The organism is Gardnerella sp. 2492 (assembly GCF_050320365.1).
Lineage (GTDB): Bacteria > Actinomycetota > Actinomycetes > Actinomycetales > Bifidobacteriaceae > Bifidobacterium.
In genome coordinates this window covers 187,814-211,193 of sequence record NZ_CP186952.1, presented here as the reverse complement: position 1 = coordinate 211,193, position 23,380 = coordinate 187,814, and the positions used below count along the sequence as shown (strand labels likewise).

Sequence of the window (23,380 nt, the reverse complement as noted above, 5' to 3'; positions counted from 1 at the left end):
TTTCGGATAGCACCGATCATGGGGTAGGAACCGTCTTTACTATTGCGTCTATAACTTGGTCACTACTCATACCATCTGCAAGAGCTTCAAATGTGAGCAGTATACGATGTCTTAAGACTTCGTGCGCGAAAAGCTTAATATCTTCTGGAATTACGTAATCTCGTCCTGAAAGCAGGGCGTGAGCTTGACCAATACGAACTAAAGATATAGAAGCACGAGGGCTTGCACCTACTCTAACTAGTGAAGAAAGTGTTGGAATTGGGTGACTTCCTTCACCTCTAGATGTAGCAACAATATCAACAGCATACTTCATAATTGCTTCAGATACGTGCACTTGCTTAGTAACAGCACGCAAAAAAGTAACATCTTGCAAACTAATTTGCTGAGTTTTTAAAGTAGAAGGATCAATTACATCAGATCCGCGCTTAGTAAGAAGCTGTAACATACGAACTTCCTCATCAGCAGTAGGATAAGTTAACATAGCTTTTACCATGAAACGATCCATCTGTGCTTCTGGAAGATTAAAAGTTCCTTCTTCTTCAATAGGATTTTGAGTAGCAATAACCATAAATGGTTGAGGCAGTGCTATACGCTCACCGCCAATGGTAGTTGCACCTTCTGCCATGGCCTCTAGCATAGCTGACTGGGTTTTTGCATTAGAACGATTAATCTCATCGAGAAGAATAATATTTGCGTGAATAGGTCCAATTTGTGTTGTGAAACGCTGCGAAGCGAAATCAAACACCTGAGTACCTATCAAATCTGCTGGCATCAAATCTGGAGTGCACTGTACTCGCTTAAAACTACCTGACATCGCGGTTGCAAGAGTTTGTGCTGCAGTTGTTTTAGCTAAACCTGGGACAGATTCTATAAGAACGTGGCCACCTGCTGCAAGAGTTAAAATCAGTAATTCACGAAGTGAATCTTGACCAACTAAAGTGTACGCAAATCTTGTACGAATTACTGTAACAATTTGCTTAACTCGCATAACATCTTCGTTAGTTATACCAACTGCACTTGGCTGGCTAGTATTGCTTACTTTAGATGAAGCAGAATGCGCCATAGGAAGATTTACGCGAGGTCTTGGAATTCTGGAAGATGATGCCAGAGTATTTGCAGTCGGTGCTGGTGCAGGAACCGGATTGTTTGCGCTACCAGAAGACTGTTTTTGCGGTTGAGGTGGAAATAATGCCATAGATACTATGGTAGCTGATATGTAGTACTGCTCATTTTTCGCCGTTTTGAACTGTTTTAATTACAAAATTTTACGAAAATATTCTTGCTTTCACTTGCAAATTGCATTTGTTAAATTATCGCCTGAAGGAAGTTCCCAATTAATAGCAGTTGCACCCATTTTTTTAAGAGCATCGTTCGCCCTAGAAAACGGATGAGATCCAAAAAATCCTCTAGAAGCAGAAAGTGGGCTTGGATGAGGTGATGTTATAAGTACGGCATTAGTTAAAAGCGGAGAAAGAGTTTGAGCATTACGCCCCCATAAAATAGCTACCAGCGGCAATGGTTTTCCATTCTTATCTACTCTTCTGTTCAAAGCACGAATAGCCTCATCAGTAACCTGTTCCCAACCTTTTCCTTGATGACTATTGGCCATACCAGCTTCAACAGTTAGACATCTGTTTAACAGCATTACTCCTTGCTTCGTCCATGGAGTTAAATCACCATTTGCAGGATAAGGCACGTGGACATCATTAACTAACTCTTTATAAATATTGATTAAACTTTTTGGCAATGGTTTAACATCAGGAGCCACGCAAAAGCTTAATCCAACAGGATGCCCTGGAGTAGGGTATGGGTCTTGACCAACTATAAGAACTTTAATCTCACTTATAGGCTGCGAAAACGCTCGTAAAATATTGCTACTTGCAGGAAGAATACGATGACCTTGAGCAATTCTATTGCGTAAAAATCTTCCCATGTATCGTATCTGTGGTTCCACTGTAGATAATGCTTCAGCCCAACTTGGATCCATAAGTTCATTCATAGGTTTTATATGATCAACACTCATGCTAGTAACTGTAAAACATAGGTGAGGCAAATATTTTCTGAATATTTTATGCTGTAAATTTTTCAAAATAATTGCAAAACATTTAGTATTTTTTGACGTGTTTGTGACCGGCATTCTGTACTATAGGTTGCATATTGCTTTGTTCTATACTTTGGAGGGATTCCTATTATGGCGCGAACAACAAGAAACGTGTCTGATACACCCGATGCATTCGACAATCCACCTGAAGGTCCGATTGGAGTGCACCGCGGCAACCGCGCTTGGTATTCCGTACTTTTGCCTTACCTTGTTGTGTTAATAGTTTCTGCTTTCTTAGGCTTTTTGGCTTGGGCTGTGCTTTCTGGAGAAATACAGCATTGGCATATGCCGTGGAGCCATAAGCAAGTTACTACTACTCAGACCGTTGCTAAGAAAGAAGTGAAGTCTGAAGATAAGAAGAATCAAGAAGACGCGGAAGATGACAAAGACTCTGAAAAGTCGAATACTAAAGATAGTAAATCTTCCGATAAAGATTCTTCAAATAAAGACTCTTCAAATGAGAACACTTCTGACAACAATAACAATGCTGGCACTGCTAATAAGTCTGTTGCTGTCAAAGTTATTAATGGCACTAAGACTCAAGGGTATGCTGCTAAAAATGCTGAAAAACTCAAGTCTGCAGGATTCACAAATGTTTCTGCCGGAAACCCTTCAGGTAAGGTTCCTAGCGATTCTGTAGTTTGGTATAAAGATGAAGCAAATAAAGCTACTGCAGAGGAAGTTGCTAAGACTTTGGGTATTAGCAATGTAGAAAAGGAACCTGGTATTCTTTCCCCAATTACAGTGGTTCTATGCAAGTAAGTTTTTATAAGTAAGTCAAAACACACTACTTACTAGAACACGATTTATCAAATAATTTAATATATTTAAGAAGCTGGCATAATTTGTTTTTGTCAGCTTCTTTTTTAATTATTTTTTAATTATTACTAATTGTTTTTCTTAAAAGCTGGCACTCGAGCGCAGAGAGTGCTAATCTACCAATTAGCACTCGAAGGTTGAGAGTGATAGCTGGCAGCTGACGGCTGGCTATAACTTATTGTTACCGTTTGAGTGAAAGTTCCATAGTTACGATATGTGGAGGAAAAATGGCAAAGATTATTGCCTATGAAGAGGACGCCCGTCAGGGTATGCTCGCAGGTCTTGACAAGCTCGCTAATACTGTAAAAGTTACGCTTGGTCCTAAAGGTCGCAACGTAGTGCTTGATAAGACTTATGGCGCTCCAACCATTACCAACGATGGTGTTTCCATCGCAAAGGAAATTGATCTTGAAGATCCATATGAGCGTATTGGCGCCGAGTTGGTTAAGGAAGTTGCTAAGAAGACTGATGACGTTGCAGGCGATGGTACTACAACAGCAACAGTTCTTGCACAGTCTCTTGTACATGAAGGTTTAAAGAACGTGGTTGCAGGAAGCAATCCAATTGCTCTTCGCCGCGGTATTGAAAAAGCTTCTGAAGCGATTGTTAAGGAACTTCTCGCTTCTGCTAAGGATGTTGAAACTAAGGATCAGATTGCTGCTACTGCAACTATTTCTGCAGCAGACCCTGAAGTTGGCGAAAAAATTGCTGAAGCTTTGGACAAGGTTGGCCAGGACGGTGTTGTTACCGTTGAAGACAACAACAAGTTCGGTCTTGATTTGGACTTCACTGAAGGTATGCGTTTCGATAAGGGTTATATTTCCCCTTACTTCGTCACTAACGCAGAAGATCAGACTGCTGTTCTTGAAGACCCATACATTTTGTTAACTTCTGGCAAAGTTTCAAGCCAGCAGGATATTGTTCATATTGCTGAGCTCGTTATGAAGTCCGGCAAGCCATTGCTTATTATTGCTGAAGATGTTGATGGCGAAGCATTGCCAACACTTGTTTTGAACAAGATTCGTGGCACTTTCAATACTGTTGCTGTTAAGGCTCCAGGCTTTGGAGATCGTCGTAAAGCTATGCTTCAGGATATGGCTATTTTGACCGGTGCACAGGTTGTTTCTGACGACCTTGGCTTGAAACTTGATTCAATCGATGCTTCTGTTTTCGGCCATGCAGCTAAGGTGATTGTTTCTAAGGATGAAACAACTATCGTTTCTGGTGCTGGTTCTAAGGAAGATGTTGACGCTCGCGTAGCTCAGATTCGCGCCGAAATTGAGAACACTGATTCTGATTACGATCGCGAAAAGCTTCAGGAGCGTCTTGCTAAACTCGCTGGCGGCGTTGCTGTTATTAAGGTTGGCGCTGCTACTGAAGTTGAAGCTAAGGAACGCAAGCATCGCATCGAAGATGCAGTTCGTAATGCTAAGGCTGCTATCGAGGAAGGTTTGCTTCCAGGCGGTGGCGTAGCTTTGGTTCAGGCTGCTGCAAAGGTTGAGAAGTCTCAGGCAATCACTGAGCTTAAGGGCGAAGAAGCTACAGGCGCTGCAATCGTGTTCCGCGCTGTAGAAGCTCCAATCAAGCAGATTGCTCAGAACTCTGGTGTTTCTGGAGATGTTGTACTTAACAAGGTGCGCGAACTTCCAGAAGGTCAAGGCTTCAATGCTGCAACTAACACTTACGAAGATTTGATGTCTGCTGGTGTTACTGACCCAGTTAAGGTGACTCGTTCTGCTCTACAGAATGCTGCATCTATTGCAGGTTTGTTCTTGACTACTGAAGCTGTTGTTGCAAACAAGCCTGAAAAGCCAGCTGCTGCACCACAGGCCGGCGCTGACATGGGCTACTAAATAAAAAGTAGTTTAAGTCCTCATAAATAAACTGCTAATAAAATAAGTAATGGCGACACGCTCATGATGAGTATGCCGCCATTACTTTTACTTTTGTAATTAAACTAATCAGCCCATTCCAAATAGGGAAGTAGCCTGAGTTTCAGCATCAAGATATACGCCTGAAGCATGTTGCATTGCCTGCTGAATTGCCTCTAAAGACAATTCCATCTGCTGTTGTGCCGCACGCCATTGCCCAGAGGTCGACGCAAACTGCGTTGCTGCAGCACCCGTCCAAACGCTTTGTAATTGCTGTAGGTTGGCATACATCCCGTTAACTGCTTCTCTAATTGCACTAACCGAGGTACCAACTGCAGCTGCTGCCTGCTGAATTTGTTCTGAATCAACTCGAAACTGTGCCATATTTTACCCCCATATGTTTTATGCACTGTTTTAGTAATCTGCTTTAGTTTTTTTACATTCACGTACGTGAATTTTTTTAAAGCAGAGTTTTTTATCGCGTTAATTACTGCCTAAATAAAATCAGATACTCATACAAACTAAAACTATCTGATAAAATCCAAGGCAATAAATTGCGATATTTAAGAATATAAAACAAATCTTCAGTACAGAAAAACATTTTTTGGCATTGTGGATACAGCCTTATTGGGTTGGTATTGCTGGGTTTTCTTTTAAAAAATATTTTTTTCAAAAAATTTTTTTTATTTTTTATATTAATGCACTTTCCCAGCATTTATTCAGGAAACTTTCAGCTTAATAAGTGATGCTAAACAATATGAGTAATAATCTTGAAGCATCTATTGTGGTAGTCGACGATGAACCTTCCATTCGTGAGCTTTTGGTCGCCTCATTGCATTTTGCCGGTTTTGAAGTAGAAACCGCAGCTTCCGGTTCAGAAGCAGTAGAAGTTATTGAACGCGTACGCCCAGATTTAATTGTTATGGACGTTATGCTCCCAGATATTGATGGGTTTACAGTAACGCGTCGAATTCGTCAAAACGGTATTACAGTTCCTGTTTTATTCCTAACTGCAAGAGATGATACTCAAGATAAAATTATGGGTCTTACTGTAGGCGGAGACGACTATGTAACTAAGCCTTTCAGTCTTGAAGAGGTTGTTGCTAGAATTCGCGCTATACTCAGAAGAACTCACGAACCGCTCGAAGCAACAAATATTATTAGAGTAGCTGATCTAGAGATTAATGAAGACTCTCATGATGTAACTCGTTCTGGAATACCTATCGAGTTAAGTCCTACAGAGTATAAATTACTTCAATATCTTATGGATAATGAGGGCAGAGTACTTTCTAAGAATCAAATCCTAAACCACGTATGGCAGTACGATTGGGGCGGAGACGCAGCAATCGTAGAATCATACATATCGTATCTTCGTCGCAAAGTCGATGGAATAGAAATTAAAGACGAAAATGGAGAGATTTGTAAAGTAGCACCACTAATTGAAACAAAACGTGGAATTGGCTACATGATTCGTGAACCAAAGGCAGGTCAAGCCTAATTATGCGGGGAATAACTCGTCTAATTTCTTCTATAACTTCACTATTTACTCGAAAAAATAAAAAAGAGAGTAAAAGTGAATCTGAAGAAAAGACTAACAGTAGGTTGTCTGTTTTGAAGATGAATCTATTTAATACTGTGCTTAAGTTGAAACGTAATTTTTTTAAAAAGTTACGTTTTAAAAATTTCGCACAGACTAATTCTAGTTCTAGCGGTAATTACAATAGCGAGAATAGAGTAACTGAAAATTCTATCTCAAATTTGCAAAATTCTAGTGTACAGGGAAAAGCAACTCAGCAGGGAAATTCTTCGTCACTAGTTGTAAAAGTCAACCCAAAAGAAGACTTAAATATTAAGAAGAAGTGGTCTGTAAAATCTCGTATTGACGCAATTCCTCTTAGCACTAGGCTAGTCGCATGTACTATTGCTGTTTTAACTGTAGCAGCATTCTGCATATCACTGTCAATTCGCCAATTGGTAGGAAACTATCTTCTTGACAAAACCGACTCTCAGCTATCAGATCAAGCTCAGCTAATCTGCGAAAATAATGTTGATTTGCTTCACAGTAAAGATGCAGATCGAACAGCTATTGGACCAAACGATTACTTCTTACAAATACGAGACACTAATAACAGAATTATCGCAACACCATTAATACCACCTTTAAAGGGAAATATTGTTTCAGAACCTGTTCTTCCTAAAAGCGGTGTAGTTGATAACGTAGTGCTCAATCGTAAACCTTTTACAGCTCCTGCAAAAATAAAAGGAAATACTGAAGGAATTGATGAAACAACTTCTAGAATAGCTAATTCACCGTGGCGAGTTAGTGTTTTAGCATGGGGTCCACGCGTTAACAACAAAATGAAAATCCGTGGCTATATTTATATTGCTCTTTCGCTGAACGATCAATTAGATACGCTTAATACTCTCACAAGATACTGCGTAATGGTAAGTATTGCGGTTATTCTTCTTGGCGCTGTTTTTGCAGCATTAATTATTCAATCAACTTTAGGACCGCTGAAACGTATAGAAAAAACTGCTTCAAAAATTGCTTCAGGTGACCTAAGTAGGCGAGTTCCTTCAGCTCCTATAAATACGGAAGTGGGCTCATTAGCAGCTTCTCTAAATTCCATGCTTACAAGAATCGAACGAGGATTTAATGAGCAGGAAGCAATGACTGAGAAAATGAAACGATTTGTTTCTGATGCAAGTCATGAGCTTAGAACACCTCTTGCAGCAATTCACGGTTATGCAGAATTGTATTACATGTGGAGAGGTATGCCAGATGAGCAAAAGCGAGCAGATGACTCTATTGCGCATATTAAAGCTTCAAGCGAACGAATGACTGAGCTAGTTGAAGATTTGCTCTCACTAGCGCGCTTGGATGAAGGACGCGGTATTAACACTTCTCAAACCGTAAGTATTGCTCCAATTATTTCTGATGCAGCGAACGACTTACATGCTCTTGATCCAGTTCGCTCTGTTCAACAGGGCGAAATAATAATTAGAGATTACGATTTGTCGTACGATGAGCAAGATTTTGAAAGAAAAATTGTTTTTACTCCTGGAAAACTTCCTAATGTAAGTTTGTTAGGAGATGGAGCAAGATTGCGACAGGTAATGACGAATATTGTTGGAAATATTCACCGATACACTCCTGTAGATTCACCTGTAGAAATAGGAATGGGAATAGTAAAAGCTTCTATAAGCCCAGAAATTCTTTCTAAAATGCAATCTACATCTGAATCGTTGAAGGATTTTATAAACACTATTGTCCAAGATGATTATGATGAACCGTATAACAATTACGCTATTATTCGCGTAATTGACCATGGTCCAGGTGTTCCAGAAGAGTCATTACCACACATTTTTGAAAGATTCTATATTGCTGATCCTTCCCGCGCTAGAGAAAAGGGTGGAACAGGATTAGGTATGGCTATTGCTCAATCTGTGGTAAAAGCTCACCATGGTTTTATATGCGCTACTTCTTCGAATATTGGTGCCATATACGAGCCAAGAAATATTGACGACACTATGAGCAGTTATTCAAACAAATCAAATTCAGGTACGCGGCACGGTCTTACTCTTACAGTAATACTACCTATACGTACTGTTATTGATACTGCTTCAACAACAAAATATGAACAAAAATAAGAGCAACACATAAAAATTTAAGCTTTCCTGACGTATAAACAGTTATGCGCTACAATGGAATAATAGTTGATGCAGAAAAGCTAATTATGCTGCAGTTGATGTGTATAAATCAGTGTTGTAGCGTTCTGTGTTTATGTGTATGTACAAGCGATATATTGTATGAGTGAGGTGTGTTATGCCCAACGGGCGTGTGCGTTGGTACGACGATCAGAAGGGGTTTGGTTTCATTACGAGTGAGGATGGTAAAGATGTTTTTCTTCCATCCTCAGCACTTCCATCTACCGTAAAGAAACTAAACAAGGGCACTCGTGTTGAGTTTTCTGTTATAGAAGGTAGACGCGGCCCACAAGCTATGGGTTTAACTATTGTGCACACAGCGCCATCCTTAGTTAAGGCAACACGCCCTAAAGCGGAAGACATGGCAGCTATTGTAGAAGATCTTATCAAACTATTAGATGCAGCAGGAAACGGCTTAAGACGCAGGCACTACCCTTCAACTAGCGAAAGCAAAAAACTTGCTACTTTGCTGCGTGCTGTAGCCGATAATTTTGATGTGCAAGACTAATTTTCAGGAATAGTTTTATGACAGATGAATTGATGGATCCAAAAAAGCTATCGTACGACATAGCTGTGGAGACTTCAGAGAACCCTGATTATGTTGGTGAATTTGTAACTTCGATAGAACTTGACGACAATGTCACTGATTTTCGTTTCGAGTGCAAAAAACCTGGTTATGAAGGGTGGCAGTGGTCTATAACACTGTATCATGATATAGAAGCTGAGCGTTGGACTGTAAACGAGTCTACTCTTGCGCCTACTGAGAACTCTTTATTACCACCAAAATGGATACCTTGGAAGGATCGTTTAAAGCCTTCTGATTTGTCTGTTATGGATTCAATCGGTACAGAAGAAGATGACAGTAGACTTGAAGACGGTTTTAGAGCTGTAAATTCACTTCATAAAACTAATACTGATAGTCCTTGCGACTCGGATGATGTAGAGAATGAAGAATCTAGTGAAAAAATAGATAAGGAAAACTCTACCGAAGAAACTTGCGAAACGGAGTCAGAGTCCAAGTCAGAGTCCAAGCCAGAAACAGAATCGGATATTAAACTATCTGAAAGTGACAATACTTTAGACGCAAACGAGACAGATAATACTGCAGAAGGTAGCAAAGATATACTTGCTGAAACTGCAAAAAATAGCAAGGATAGCGAAGAAGACGAAGATCTTGAGGAAGTAATCTCAAAACTACGTTTATCTCGTAAACACGTCATGACAGCAAAAGCTATCTCACAAACCGCAAAACGGTGGTACGCAGGTCAACACGGTCCGAAATCACTTTCAACAAAAGTTGCAGACGGGAACGCATGCTCATCTTGTGGATTCCTAATACCTCTTGCAGGAAGCTTAGGATCAATGTTTGGCGTATGCGCAAACATGTGGAGTCCAGATGATGGTAGAGTTGTCTCATTAGACCATGGTTGTGGAGAACATTCCGAAATAGAACCACCGGAGCCATCACAATTATGGATTCAGTCAGCACCAGCGTATGACGATTATCATATCGACATTCTTGAGCAAGCACCTCGCGAAGAACGTGCTGATGTAGAGCTCATTGAAGAAGCAATTGAAGATAGTAAGGAAAATCGTCTTATTAGACACAGAACAACAAATTCAGCACAGAAAGAAAATTAATACACTCGCCTGTATACTTATACAGTGCTCGCGTCATGGCAACTCGTTAACATGGAACGAAAGAAAAGAACGGAAGGCAATTTATGTTTGAACGCTTTACTGATCGTGCTCGACGTGTGATTGTGTTAGCTCAAGAAGAAGCACGCGCACTTCAGCATAATTACATTGGCACTGAGCATATACTGCTTGGCCTTATTCGCGAAGGCGAAGGAATTGCTGCAAAAGCACTAAGTTCAAAAGGGGTTGAACTTGATGGCACGCGCAAGCAAATAGAAGAAATGATAGGCAAGGGTACAGTATCTCCTAGCGGACACATTCCTTTTACCCCACATGCAAAGCAAGTGTTGGAACTAAGCTTACGTGAAGCATTACAGTTAGGCCACAGCTATATAGGCACTGAGCATATACTGCTTGGCCTTATTCGCGAAGGCGAAGGAATTGGCACTCAAGTCTTGATCAAAATGGAAGTTGATTTGGGAGACTTGCGTAGCACTACAATAGATTTAATTCGCGGAAACAGCGGATCTCCAGACGATTCTTCAAAGGGAGAGCTTGCGAATGCAGGCGGAGTTCAAGATAAACGTAACCAATCAGGTTCAGCGTTACTCGATCAGTTTGGGCGTAATTTAACTACAGAAGCAGAACAAGGAAAACTTGATCCTGTTATAGGTCGCTCTAGAGAAATTGAACGAGTAATGGTTGTTCTTTCTAGACGAACAAAAAACAATCCTGTACTTATTGGAGAACCTGGCGTTGGTAAAACTGCAGTAGTTGAGGGATTAGCCCAAAAAATTGTTGCAGGGGACGTACCTGAAACACTTAAAAATAAGCAAGTCTATTCTTTAGACTTAGGTTCCATGGTTGCAGGTTCACGATATCGCGGTGATTTCGAAGAGCGTCTTAAGAAAGTTCTTAAAGAAATCAAAACACGTGGAGATATCGTTCTGTTCATTGACGAAATACACACTATTGTGGGCGCAGGATCTGCAGATGGTGCTCTCGGAGCCTCCGATATGCTAAAACCTATGCTTGCACGTGGAGAGCTACAAACAATCGGCGCAACTACTACAGACGAGTATCGCAAGTATATTGAAAAAGATGCCGCACTTGAGCGTCGTTTCCAACCTATTCAGGTACCGGAACCTTCAATAGCTGAAACTATTGAAATCCTTAAGGGATTGCGTGAACGCTACGAAAACCACCATCACGTAACGATTACGGACAGCGCATTGCAAGCTGCTGCAGAAATGTCATCGCGATATATTCAAGATCGTAATTTGCCAGACAAGGCTATTGATCTTATTGATGAGGCTGGAGCTAGACTTCGCATTAAGCGTTTAACGGAACCACCTGAGCTTAAAGAACTTGACCACAAGATTTCTAAAGTTTCTGAACAAAAAGACGAAGCTATTAAGAATCAAGACTTTGAACAGGCTGCTGATTTGCGAGAATCTCAAGAAAAACTTGAGAATGAGCGCAAAGAAAAAGAGCAGGCTTGGCGAGAAGGCGAGTCCGATGTACGTATGGTAGTTGATGAGGATGTTATAGCATCTGTAGTATCAAATACCACTGGCATTCCTGTTGTTAAGCTCACGCAGGCAGAATCTAAGAAGCTGCTTGGTATGGAAGCTGAGCTGCATAAGCGTATAGTTGGCCAGGATGAGGCAGTATCTGCTTTGGCTCGTTCTATCAGACGCGCACGAGTTGGTTTGAAAGATCCAAAACGTCCTTCAGGCTCATTTATTTTTGCCGGCCCTACTGGCGTTGGTAAGACTGAGCTTGCAAAAACTTTGGCACAATTCTTATTCGATGACGATGATGCTTTGATTCGAGTAGATATGTCTGAGTTTGCCGAAAAGTATGCGGCTTCTCGTCTTTTCGGCGCTCCTCCTGGATATGTTGGATATGAGGAAGGCGGCGAACTTACTGAAAAAGTCCGCAGGAAGCCATTCTCTGTTGTTCTTTTCGATGAAATCGAAAAAGCACACCCTGATATTTTCAACACGCTTTTGCAAGTGTTGGATGACGGTCATCTAACAGACGGTCAGGGACGAAAAGTTGATTTCAAGAACACTATTATTATCTTGACAACTAATCTCGGTACGCGCGATATTGCTAAGGCTGCGACTACTGGCTTTACGCTTGGAAATAACTCCGATTCAACATACCAGCGTATGAAAGATCAGGTTAATTCTGAACTTAAGCGTCATTTCCGCCCTGAGTTCCTGAATCGCTTGGACGACACTATCGTGTTCCGTCAGCTTACAGAACCAGAGGTACGTCAGATCGTTGACATGGACGTTAAGCTTCTTAACGATCGTCTTTTTGAACGTCATATGTCTCTTGAGCTTACCGATTCAGCGAAAGATCTGTTGGCTCAGAAAGGCTTCGATCCTCTTCTTGGTGCTCGTCCATTACGTCGAGTTATCCAAAGAGATATTGAAGATGCTGTTTCTGAGAAGATTCTTCTTGGTGATTTAACTGATGGAGAGCGCATAATAGTAGACGCTGAAGGCGAAGGTTTGCTGGGAGAGTTTACTTTTAAGAGCGAAAAGTTCGATACTTATGACACTACTGCTGTTGTCACTGACGAAAGTAGTGAATCTGAAGATAGTAAATCTGAAGAAAATAGTACTGAAAGTAATAATACTGAAAGTAGTAATACTGAAGAAAATAAATCTGAAGATACCAAAACTAAAGAAGATAGCAGCGAAAATAAGTAAAGTTACGCAATAACTAAACTTGAATATACTAAAATTGAATATGCTAAAAGCCCGGAAGTTAACGCAACCGGGCTTTTTGCTTGAACATAAAAATTTTATAAAACGTATAAATTACTTAGCAGATGTGTCAGACGCATTGCAAATAACATTGGCGGCTGTGCCAGTTGCGCTCATTTGTCGGCAGAAATTGCGCTTTCAACGGAAATTGCCAATCGCACTTGCTACTACGCAACTGCTGTTTCAGATATAATTTCACCATGATCATGATGAATTCGAGTTTGAAATGGAGATGTTTTTATGATTTTAGCAGATAAAATATTGGAACTGCGTAAACAAAACGGTTGGTCGCAGGAAGAATTGGCGGACAAATTGGGCGTCAGTCGCCAAGCTGTTTCCAAATGGGAAGGCGCACAAAGTATCCCGGATATGGAACGGATAATTGCATTGAGCCGTTTGTTTGGTGTTAGTACAGATCTTCTTGTAAAAGATGAAATTGATGTTATGGGGAAGAACGTCAACGCAGATGAAAATGCCTGCCAGGAAGAAGCCGGCGTTCGCATGCGGGTAATTGAGCTGGAAGAAGCCTCCACTTATATTGCTCACAGAATATCATTTGCCGCCTATGTTGCTCTAGGCGTTCTTCTTTGTGTTCTGGCGGCAATCCCGTTGATTGGCAGTGATCTTTTGCTTTCTCACACAGTAAATGCGCAAGTCGGTAAAACTATGAGCTTAGCATTCAGCGTTGCGATTATCACTGTAGCTGTAGTTATTTTTATTATTCAGAGTTTCCACGAAAAGCGTTATCAATATTTGGAAAAAGAAGACTTTGAAACGGCTTACGGCGTTGACAGTGTGCTCAAAGAACGCTTGGAACGGTTCATGCCGTCGTATGTGCTGCGGACGGTCAGCGGTGTCGTTTTATGTATGGTTGCCTTTATTTTTCTTATAATTTCGGATACAATGCCGAAATTTTATCAACTTCCATCCGGCTTTTTTGTAATTATCGCTATTGTCCTGGTGGCAGCAGCTGTTTACTTATTCGTACAGGCAAATATTGTTCGCTCGTCCTATTACCGTTTGCTGCAACCGAAGAAAAAGATTGTCTATCCTGCAAAGATTAGGTTATTGCTCCAAGCTTACTGGCTTATAATTATCCTCATTTATTTAGCCTACAGTTTCATCACGTCCGATTGGGGAAAAAGTTGGATTGTTTGGCCGTTGGCCGCATTGACTTACGGAGTAATAGAAGTAGTGCTCAAAGCGTGGAGGCTCGGAAAGAAATAAGTGACTTTCGGAGCCGATTTTGTTCAGATGTTTGGCGGCATCAGTGAAGATGATTGGAAAGCGCGGTGTGCGAAATACATGTCATCAAGTCATAAAGGGCAAGATATTTAGTGCGCGGTGATAAGTTGCGTTTTCGTTCTGACATTTGTTTGTGTTCATAAAGGTGAGTGTAAGACTAAATAATCTTGTTAGAAAGAAAAAATTTGTGCTAGTTTGAAAGATTTAATAAAATACTCTCATTGGTGTAGCATACGTAAGTAACAGTACCCGACGCGCCTCTTAACAATGCGGACCAAGCTGTGTTTTTTGATTTTGGCCTATAACCCAGATATTTAACAAGGGAGTTGTTCAAGTGGTGAATAGTAGGAAGTTTGTAGCAAAAACTAAAGATGTTAGCTTAACGGTTAGAAGGGCTGATTCTTTTAGTATTAGTTATGTTAATTGTGAAAAAGACGTGTTTGGGATTGAAGAAAATCAAGATGGTATAAAGCTCGTTCAAACAGAAAAAGTGTCGTATTTTTACTGGCTTAAGTGGCTTGCTAAAGGCAGTCCTGAGGTCATTGTTACGTTGCCGGAGAATTTTGATTTTTGTGAGATTGAAGCTGAGTCGAATCAAGTATTAGTAACGGATATTAAAGCTGACAAGATTTATGCGGAAGTTCATAACGGCAGGGTGGAAGCAAGGAATGTTCAGGCGAACGATGTTTTTCTAAAGTGTCTTAATGGTTCTGCTGTGGCGCATAATGTTAAGGCTGTTGCTTCTTGCATGGTGGATACGTTAAATGGTACGAGTGTTTTAGAGGGAGAAATTACCAAGGGTGCATGTCTTGAAGTAGTTTGTGAGAATGGCGTGGCTGAAGTTTGTGATAAGCATAAAGCTAATCTTAGTTGTAATAATTTTGGGCGCAAAACAGGTGGATGTGCTCACTATGCTGTGCATTGTTTGAATGGAAAAGCTGTAGTGAAGTAATACTGTTGTGGTGCTTTATGTCCGCTACTTTGACCAATCGCACGAAGTAGAGTTTGGCATATTCTAAAAATGCTTCGGAATGTTGGAGCATTAGGCTTGGTGGTTTTTAATCCAAGTGTAAAGGTCATTTTCATTTGCCTTGCCTGATGCAACTTTGAGAATAAAAAAGTTCCTTATTGGGGATAAGGAGTTTACGCAAGTTGGTAAGTTGCGTGATAAGTAGTAAATGGGTGGGTGGGTCTGGTTTTAATATTTTTTCTCATAATATTTGTTGATAAAAAACATGATTAATGGAGAAAATGCGATCGAAATAGCTAGAAGAGCAGCTGGTAAATATGCTTTTGTGATAAATGCAATTATGGCAATTATTCCCATTAGGTGCATCAGTATGAATGCCATTGTTGCATTTACTTTATCTTTGATTTTCTCGTTTCTTTCATCGTTCACATTTATTTTGTAGTTGTGGTCTTTTTCCATCATCTTATAGTGCATGATTTTTACGTGTGAAAGTGAGATAGTTGCAACAAAAACAACTGACAGTACAATTTCTACGGATTCGTTCAGCTTAAGAGTCAGTGCAAGAATTAGTCCGCAAAATCCTATTACATATCCTATATACCAAAAATTTTGTGTTTTCTGTTTTTTCATTTTTTATCTTCCTCGTAGATAAATATTTCTTCGATTGTTAAATCAAAGTACTTGGCAATTTTGTATGCCAATATGATTGATGGGTTATATCTTCCATTTTCCAAAGAGCCGACTGTTTGTCTTGATACTTCAAGTGCGTCTGCAAGTTCTTCTTGTGTTATTCCTTTTTCTTTTCTAATTTGTTCAAGTCTATTTTTCACATTACATTCTCCTTCCTAATGGAAAGCTAGCTTTACATATAAGATAATTGTTTCGAGAGTAAATGTCAAGTCTGCTTTCCATTGGATTTAATTTCGATAATATTGTTTGCAAAGTTTCATAGTATTCAAGAGAGTAAGAAAAATAGAAGTATAATTTTCTTTCATATACTATTTCAGATAGTATTGTTCTCATGGGTAATAGTAGTGAGCTTTCGGCAAGTAACAGTGAAAATGCATTAGTAGATTTTACTGAAAAACTTCTTGTGGATGTTAAAGATTTTACTAAGAACAACAATAAAGTATTAAGTGTTCCAGTATCAGAATTATTGAATTTTGGATCTGGTTTATCGTCATTAATTCCTGCATGTAATACAGTTACTCAAACAATAACCATTCCTACGGATGGTCTTTATAAGATTGCTAATAAAGCTGCAGGTGATACTCTAAAATACGCAAAAAATGGGAATCTATGGGGATCGTTAAGAAAAGCTGACGGTGGTTCTAGAATGATGCAGATTTCAAAGATGGAGTCTTTGCAAGGTTCTATGAAAACAGCACTTCCGTTTAATCCTGCTCTTTTAATGATGGCTGTGGCTATTTATTCTATTGAAAAAGATATGAAAAAGATTAAAGAGACGCAGGAAAAGATACTTACCTTTATGGAAGTTGAGAATGAGTCACAGATTGAGGCAGATGTTGAGTCATTGATGGGGATTGCTTCTACTTATAAGTGCAGTTGGGATAATGAAATTTCTGTTACGAATAATCATAAGCTTGTTATCGATATTAAGAATCGTGCTAGAAAGAACATTATTGCTTATCAGAAAAAGATTACTGATATTCTTCTGTCAAAGAAGTTTATTGTGTCTAAAAGTAAAGTAAATTCGACGTTGTCTGATTTAGGGAAAAAGTTTAAGTATTACAAATTGTCGTTGTATATTTTCTCTCTATCATCTTTGATGGAAATAATGTTAAGTGGTAATTTTTCGGAAGAGTACATTAGTAATGCAGAAAATGAGATAAAGAAATTGTCTGATGACTACTGTGAGAAATTTGAAAAAAGCTCTTTATATTTAGAAAAACTTGGTAATTCGGAAGTGGAAGTCAACTTTGTGAAGGCTATAGGTACTGCTGGTACGGCTGTTGGTAAGTTAATTGGTGGTATTCCTTTAGTTAAAGATGGTTCTGTTGATGAGTTTTTGCAAGATAAAGGAAATGGATTACATGAAAATGCTAATGCAATGGGAGTAAAAGCAGTGAAAGAGTTTGCCGTTTTGAGTGATCCGGAAACAAAAGTGTTCGTGGAAAAAATGGAGGATATAACTCAAATCTACAATCGTAGTTCGCAAATATGTGTTGATAAAGAAAAAATATATTTGTTGTAGGTCATATATTATTTCATTTTGCTGGTTACGTCACGTTATGCTTTTGCGATTTGATTTTTAATCTTATTGGTAAGTGTAATTTTCTAATGTTAAAACTAATGTTTGGCGTCGTCAGTGAAGATGCCAAGCGCTGTTACTACTTTCTCAGCTGCTTGACTGAGAATTTAACGGTGTTTGAGCTGTGGATTGCAATACAGAATATCCAGGCGTAACGTTACACACTTTTTGGCCTATAACCCTTAATCTATAACACCACTTTTGGGGCTATAACACGCCATTCCTATTCAATGACTCAAAATAAAAGAGGGAGCCGAAACTATGTCAGCTCCCACAGGTGTGTGTCCGCAAACGCACACCGCAATTACATTTTCATTGTAACTTATAGTGCGTAAAAAGCTAATTATCAAATATAATTTTTTAACTTTGTCATCCTTTTCTTCCAATCTTTCTTAATAACCGCTTTTACAACGTTTACATTACTTTTGGAAACAGAATTTATATAATCTGAAGTTATTTTTTCATATTCATTAATAAAAGACTTTATTTCTCTTTTGGAAACATGAAGAATTTTTAGAAAATACGACACAAGCACAATGTAATCACCAATACTATTGAAATTAACATAAGGCAAATGAATCTCATTAATCAAGCACGCTGTCATAGGTCGCGACGGTTTCGCTTTTTTAAAACGCGTATCGAAAATGGCAGAATTATGTGCAATTGCATTCCTTAAATCTTTTAACAGATAAATATATTCATAAACAAGCTCGCGATTTGTATCAGATGACAAGTTCAATCCAATTTTCTTAGAAATATCTTCTCTAACCTCATATGTAAGGCATGACAAAATATTTCCAAAATCTCCAAGCATCGTTATTTCGAATAATGCCCATATTGGTACATCTGCATATTTATCATAAAAATGCGTAATTTTGGGATCTTTATTCTTATATGCACGCGCAAGATTACGTTGGATAGAATTTTGTAAATCTAATTTCTTTTGTTGAGCTTTTCTTTTTTGATCATTATTAAAATTTTTTGGAGAATTATTCGCACCACTAACTGATTTGGTCAGCATAGCTTGGATACTTTCCGAACGACTTTTCCTAAGTATGCATTCCATAGCTATATTTTTTACAGCTGTTTCTATGAACATAATTTTTCCATAGAAAAGTGACTTCAACTCTGAATCATATTTTATTGTTGCGTACACTTCGTTATATGAAGAAAATGGTATTTGATGTCTACTTTGTGTATCGCTAAAAAAACGATAACCTTTATATCCATGAAAATAGCCAGTATTTATTAGTTGTCTTTTTTGCGCAGTACCAGAAATCATTACTCCGCTATCTCTAAGATGTCGCATTAAAGAATCAACTGTTTTATAAGACATTACGTGCATTCCCCTTCTCTGCAATTTTTTACTTTAAAGTAAAATTTATTTTTACAATTTTACTACGTACGCTTGAAAGTTAGAAAGATGTGATTGGATATTCGGATTAAGCGGTTTTGCATACTTAGTGGAAGCTATCGTTAAAAGGTTTAATGCGCTGAGGTTTTAAGCTGGGTTCTCGCGGTTTTTGAGAGTGTTTTGGCTGTTTGAGGGAAGATATCAACGTTTCTAGGGTCGAGTGCACAGGATGTTAACGTACTTCGCTTGCGTTGAAAGCACACTGTGCTTTCAACTTTGAGCAAGCTCAGCGAATCGAAGTGCATTCGCGAATTATATTTAATCGCTCATGCAAGTCGATTCGCCACTTTGCACCCACCTGTTTATGTGCGGAAATGTTGATTTTAAGAATATTGCAGCGGGATTCTCTTTATTCACATGTTTGGCTTAAATTTGAAACCTTTATAGCTGCTTTTGGAAAGATTGAAGGTTCTACCTTGTTTTCTACGGGTAACTAATTCCGTTATTTGGTCAACATCAGCTAATTTCATGTTTAAGTGTAAACATTCTTGTCTGACTTCTTCGGAAGTGACTGCTTCCCACCTTTTTGAACATTCCATAAGGTCGGATTTCAGTTGATCAACTTCGTTCCATTTCATACCTTGATAATATCCATCAGCCCTACCAGCGAGATAAGATAAGATGTCACTAATTCCATTAGGTAATTTACCAAGTTCAAAATCATCGGTAGCTGTTGGTTCAACTATTTTGTTAGGTAGAAGAATGATAGGTTTAGCTATCGTCATCCAATCTTTATCTTCACCCCATTCAATTACTGCTAAGGCGTCTAACTGAGGGTGCCATAAATTACTTAGTCTTTCACGATTTGGCCAAGCATATAATACGCGACCAGTAAGGTATTGGCCGTCATTTTCTCGCCACGAGTAGTGCTTAACACCTTTAATCTGAATTAACTGTTTTATGGCATTATTTTCAAAATACTTTCTAGGCGTTATTACAGTAATACTGCCACCGGATTGTTTGCGTAGCCAAGTGATTGCTCTCTCAGCTTGTTTTTCTCTCGTATCATTTTCATCACCTAAGCGAGAAAGAGCAACTGGATAAGTATTTTCTATCACTACTATTACCTCACTATAATTTTGATACTAAATCGTTTAGTGCTTTGTCGAATTCAGACATTTTGTTCTCTTGATTAAAGAATGGAAGACCTATAATCTTGTATCCTCTTCCTAAAATATCGTTAACCTTGTAGTTGTTCTCAATCTGCCCTAAGAATTTTTCTTTCCACTCATCTTCAAATAAAAGTTGACTACCTTTAGGCTCAACATATGCTTGATATGTTTTAACATCCTCATGCTCTTTCTCGCGAATAAAGAGCAAGAAATCAGGCTCAAAACGTTCGCCTGAATCAAATGAATAAATGGCAAGCTCAGGGATTCTTTCATTCCTAATAAGATAGTATTCAAGTCCTTTTGCTTTAAGCTTTGGTTCAATAGTTGACTTAAAATATTTTACTAACAGTTTTTCTTCGCTCGTACCATAATTGTCCGTAAAAACGTACCAAGGTTCATCTACAAGATTCATGCGATAATCGGCGTTAGCGCAATTGTTTTGCGAGTCACCATGACCACCGTCTGCAGTAATTGAATTAAGCGATATCTTTTTGTCATGTAAAACATTTTTAAGCATATGCGGCTTAAACACAGTACTTCCAACAAACTCTTGTTTGATAGTCGCAATATATGATGCGATTTGCGAAAAAGCTTTCTTACAAGCCTCAAATAAATCTTTACCGCTTATACTATCTTGAGTTTGCGTAATCTCTAAAATAGAGTTTCCAAGATAACTATCCGAGGTTAAAAACTCTTTTAATGAAGTAACATTAGGATATTTATCTTTTATAACATTAAAACAGAGTTCTGGGTAGCAGGATGCTGCGCCAGATAAAATATTATAATCAATATCCTTAAAAGATTTCGATACTGGTTTTGCAGTTAAATTATTAACATTCTCAGTTTCACCAAAAAGGTTTACTACTTTTCCAGATACAGATTTTTGCGAGTAACGGTATATTTTTGTTTTCAAACTATCTTCAATAGTTGAAATATTCGCACGACCTCGAGGCAGTCGTTCATTAGAGTAGACGTATGATCTTTGGTAAAATTCAGAAGTCTTAAATTCTTCTTTAAGCGTATATTCACGAGTAATCGGGTTTTCTGCTTGCAAACCAGTAGCAACAAGCGCCTGTTTTAACTCGGTAATATAACGTGAATCGTTCAGACTATGGAAAAGCATTGTTTCCAGAATACGATAATCGTTCGTAAGATCACCATCAAACTTACGCTTATATTTAAGGTCTTTGTCGCCGCTAAAAACGAATGGACAGTAGCGTGCTCCACGACCAATCAGTTGAGCCTCTTTAATCGTATAGGAGCCAATCTGACCTGCTTTACCACTGCCTTGTCTACTATCATACAAGCGCACAATATCGAAGAGATTTAGAACATCCCAGCCTTCGTTGAGCATGTCAACAGCAAAGATAAGGCGGATGTGATTATCCTTGTCTTCCAACGAGTTTACTTTTATTTGATTCACATCATTGTTATCACTGCCACCATTCATAATAATGGTGTTTTCTTCAGCAAAAGAGTTCTTAAGACTATGCTCCAAGTTTTCGAGGGTTTTATCTTTTTCCTCAAAATAAGCTATAGCTTTTGAAAGAAGCGGAATATTAGCACTCTGTAAAGCCATGATTTTATAGCTCGTGAGCTGATTTAGCTTTTTGAAAAACTCGTCATGGAAAGCTTCAGACTCTTTAATCTTTTGTGACTTAAGCATAATAACTGGTTTAATATTCAGTTTTAAGTCCGCAAAAAGATAACGACGATATTCACTCAAGATAAGAGCTATAAGCGTACGATCCCAGAGATTCATATCAGTCGCAAAATTCTGGAAGTCTTTAGTGTAACCACTTTCACGGAATCGCTCCAGTGGATAATTGTATACGATTTTATCAGCATATTTTGCGAGTACGTTTTTATCTTTAAGATCAGCCGTAGCTGTAAATTCCAGTAGTATATTGTCTTTATTAGAAGTAAAAGCATTATTAACTGTGTATTCCCAGCTTTTCTCAGCATCTTCTTCAGTACTAGTCTTTTTCTTCGTATAAGAATTAATATGATGGCTTTCGTCCGAAATAAAAACGATTTTATCATTCTCAAAATCAGTATATGTTGGCGCGTTTTCTTTAGCAAACCACATGTCTGTATGTAACTTTTGAGTGGTAGTAAATAGCAGCTCAATATCATCATCTAGAACCGTGTCACTAAACCGGTCTACTTTTTTCACTTTAATCTTCATACCAAGATAGGAAAGATTATCAGCAAAAAGATACTTCGATGAAAGCGCGTTCAAAAAGTTTTCTTCCGTCTTTTTCAAAATATTCGTTTGGTTCACGAAGAAGAGGAACTTACGATAACCTTTTGTGTAAAGATAGAGGATAAGCCCTGCCATCATCACTGTTTTACCAGAGCCTGTTGCCATGTGAAAAAGAGTATGAATCTGCTTATTCTTACGCAAACCATCTTTTTCAAAATAGGTAACGAAATATTGGAAAGCCTCTTTTTGATACTCTCGCAAAACAATATTTTGAGATAAACTATGCTCAATAATATCTGGCATAGGCGCAAGCTCATTAATCTCTTTAAGCGTATCAAGTTTTTCGTATAAGAATGATTCAGCCATGGATCAAGCCTCCTCATAGAAAGACTTCGTAAAGGCTTTATCAGCATCACTAATTTTATATGCTACATCATCCATATCCGAGGCATTAACGTACAGCTTGTTCTTATCTACAAGCTTGATGAGCGCCTGCTTCTTTTCTTCTAATGTTAGATTCTCAAAGTCTTTATCCGCATCAGCGAGTTCCTGCTTAGTAAGATAAGGCACAATACGCTCATCTGCGTAAATGGAAGCTTTTACACTTTCAATAGTATCTTCAGTCGCATTTTGAATCGTGGTAATAAGCGTGTTAGCGTCTTCTTTAAGCTCGCAATAAACGAAAGAGCCACCACCATGCCAGTTTTGAGCTTTAGAAATACCGCCTTGTTCGCCTTCAAGAACTTTCTTCAAGCGCTCAACAGTTATGTCTTGAATGTAATCCATTTGTTCAACACCAATGTACCGGCGTCCCATTTTATGAGCAACTGCGGCAGTAGTGCCGGAGCCAAGATGGAAGTCAAGTACGAGGTCATTTTTATTTGTACCTAATAGTAGTATTCTCTGAAGTAATTGTTCGGGCTTTTGTCCATCAAAATTTAATGCTTCCTTAGCTTGAGAATTTATAACAAAAATATCAGTCCACAAGGCGTCTACAGGTTGCCCCTCATATTCTTTTAATAACTTTTTTTCCTGAATTCTTTGAGTTTTAGACTCTGGGAAATATAATCTTCCTTGTCGATCTAATTCCTCTAATTTGCTTTTTACCATTCGCCATCCTTTTGGAGGTGCAGAATAGCCTTTATACTCATAAATTAAATTTTCAGTGGGTTTACCTGGATTTGCTAGAGGATATGGCATCCATAATTCGCCTTTAAATGGACCGTCCTGGTCCATTCTTG

19 protein-coding genes are annotated in these 23,380 nt (G+C 38.7%); 10 read left to right on the top strand and 9 right to left on the bottom strand.

Annotated elements, in window-relative coordinates:
* Positions 1-16 precede the first annotated feature (16 nt).
* Positions 17-1,204, bottom strand: a complete 1,188-nt coding sequence (locus tag ACPFYS_RS00790) for an AAA family ATPase (RefSeq protein WP_427877548.1) — start codon at positions 1,202-1,204, stop codon at positions 17-19.
* Between the two features lie 81 nt (positions 1,205-1,285).
* Positions 1,286-2,023 (bottom strand): uracil-DNA glycosylase, encoded by a 738-nt coding sequence (locus ACPFYS_RS00785; RefSeq protein WP_427876964.1) that lies wholly within the window; start codon positions 2,021-2,023, stop codon positions 1,286-1,288.
* A gap of 168 nt (positions 2,024-2,191) precedes the next feature.
* Here ACPFYS_RS00785 and ACPFYS_RS00780 point away from each other — a divergent pair, with 168 nt between their 5' ends.
* Positions 2,192-2,863 carry a LytR C-terminal domain-containing protein gene (locus ACPFYS_RS00780; RefSeq protein ID WP_427876963.1) on the top strand — a complete coding sequence of 224 codons (672 nt, stop codon included), beginning with the start codon at positions 2,192-2,194 and terminating at the stop codon, positions 2,861-2,863.
* Between the two features lie 284 nt (positions 2,864-3,147).
* Positions 3,148-4,773: a chaperonin GroEL gene (groL, locus tag ACPFYS_RS00775; RefSeq protein ID WP_427876961.1), complete on the top strand. Its 1,626-nt coding sequence runs from the start codon at positions 3,148-3,150 to the stop codon at positions 4,771-4,773.
* Between the two features lie 108 nt (positions 4,774-4,881).
* Here the strand turns inward: groL and ACPFYS_RS00770 are convergent, their stop codons facing one another.
* Entirely contained in the window at positions 4,882-5,175 is a 294-nt protein-coding gene (locus ACPFYS_RS00770) for a WXG100 family type VII secretion target (protein ID WP_427876959.1), read from the bottom strand.
* A gap of 373 nt (positions 5,176-5,548) precedes the next feature.
* Between ACPFYS_RS00770 and ACPFYS_RS00765 the strand changes: the two genes are divergently transcribed.
* The 7 genes from ACPFYS_RS00765 (at position 5,549) to ACPFYS_RS00735 (ending at position 15,117) form a co-directional block, all read left to right on the top strand.
* Positions 5,549-6,289 carry a response regulator transcription factor gene (locus ACPFYS_RS00765; protein WP_427876957.1) on the top strand — a complete coding sequence of 247 codons (741 nt, stop codon included), beginning with the start codon at positions 5,549-5,551 and terminating at the stop codon, positions 6,287-6,289.
* Positions 6,290-6,540: 251 nt separating this feature from the next.
* Positions 6,541-8,442: a sensor histidine kinase gene (locus ACPFYS_RS00760; RefSeq protein WP_427877546.1), complete on the top strand. Its 1,902-nt coding sequence runs from the start codon at positions 6,541-6,543 to the stop codon at positions 8,440-8,442.
* 175 nt (positions 8,443-8,617) lie between these two features.
* The gene (locus tag ACPFYS_RS00755) at positions 8,618-9,007 is read left to right on the top strand and encodes a cold-shock protein (protein ID WP_427876955.1); all 390 of its coding nucleotides are present in this window, start codon (positions 8,618-8,620) and stop codon (positions 9,005-9,007) included.
* A gap of 17 nt (positions 9,008-9,024) precedes the next feature.
* Entirely contained in the window at positions 9,025-10,140 is a 1,116-nt protein-coding gene (locus ACPFYS_RS00750) for a DUF3027 domain-containing protein (RefSeq protein WP_427876953.1), read from the top strand.
* Positions 10,141-10,223: 83 nt separating this feature from the next.
* Positions 10,224-12,863, top strand: coding sequence for an ATP-dependent Clp protease ATP-binding subunit (locus ACPFYS_RS00745; RefSeq protein ID WP_427876951.1), 2,640 nt, complete (start codon positions 10,224-10,226; stop codon positions 12,861-12,863).
* A gap of 297 nt (positions 12,864-13,160) precedes the next feature.
* Positions 13,161-14,147: a helix-turn-helix domain-containing protein gene (locus tag ACPFYS_RS00740; protein ID WP_427876949.1), complete on the top strand. Its 987-nt coding sequence runs from the start codon at positions 13,161-13,163 to the stop codon at positions 14,145-14,147.
* A gap of 352 nt (positions 14,148-14,499) precedes the next feature.
* Entirely contained in the window at positions 14,500-15,117 is a 618-nt protein-coding gene (locus ACPFYS_RS00735) for a DUF4097 family beta strand repeat-containing protein (protein WP_427876947.1), read from the top strand.
* A gap of 246 nt (positions 15,118-15,363) precedes the next feature.
* On the opposite strand, the gene ACPFYS_RS00730 is transcribed toward ACPFYS_RS00735, so the two are convergent.
* A complete protein-coding gene (locus ACPFYS_RS00730; protein WP_427876945.1) occupies positions 15,364-15,765 on the bottom strand; it encodes a DUF2178 domain-containing protein in 402 nt (133 codons plus the stop codon).
* Positions 15,762-15,965, bottom strand: a complete 204-nt coding sequence (locus ACPFYS_RS00725) for a helix-turn-helix transcriptional regulator (RefSeq protein ID WP_004134772.1) — start codon at positions 15,963-15,965, stop codon at positions 15,762-15,764. The genes ACPFYS_RS00730 and ACPFYS_RS00725 overlap by 4 nt, the downstream gene beginning before the upstream one ends.
* Before the next feature lie 191 nt (positions 15,966-16,156).
* Between ACPFYS_RS00725 and ACPFYS_RS00720 the strand changes: the two genes are divergently transcribed.
* Positions 16,157-17,350 carry a hypothetical protein gene (locus ACPFYS_RS00720; protein WP_427876943.1) on the top strand — a complete coding sequence of 398 codons (1,194 nt, stop codon included), beginning with the start codon at positions 16,157-16,159 and terminating at the stop codon, positions 17,348-17,350.
* Between the two features lie 403 nt (positions 17,351-17,753).
* Here the strand turns inward: ACPFYS_RS00720 and ACPFYS_RS00715 are convergent, their stop codons facing one another.
* The 4 genes from ACPFYS_RS00715 to ACPFYS_RS00700 all read right to left on the bottom strand — a co-directional run bounded on the left by ACPFYS_RS00715 (position 17,754) and on the right by ACPFYS_RS00700 (position 23,375).
* Complete coding sequence (locus ACPFYS_RS00715; protein WP_427876941.1) at positions 17,754-18,743, bottom strand: Abi family protein; 990 nt, start codon at positions 18,741-18,743, stop codon at positions 17,754-17,756.
* Positions 18,744-19,174: 431 nt separating this feature from the next.
* Positions 19,175-19,879 carry a hypothetical protein gene (locus tag ACPFYS_RS00710; RefSeq protein ID WP_427876939.1) on the bottom strand — a complete coding sequence of 235 codons (705 nt, stop codon included), beginning with the start codon at positions 19,877-19,879 and terminating at the stop codon, positions 19,175-19,177.
* Positions 19,880-19,892: 13 nt separating this feature from the next.
* The gene (locus ACPFYS_RS00705; protein ID WP_427876937.1) at positions 19,893-22,505 is read right to left on the bottom strand and encodes a DEAD/DEAH box helicase family protein; all 2,613 of its coding nucleotides are present in this window, start codon (positions 22,503-22,505) and stop codon (positions 19,893-19,895) included.
* Positions 22,506-22,508: 3 nt separating this feature from the next.
* Complete coding sequence (locus ACPFYS_RS00700; protein ID WP_427876935.1) at positions 22,509-23,375, bottom strand: DNA methyltransferase; 867 nt, start codon at positions 23,373-23,375, stop codon at positions 22,509-22,511.
* Between the last annotated feature and the right edge of the window lie 5 nt (positions 23,376-23,380).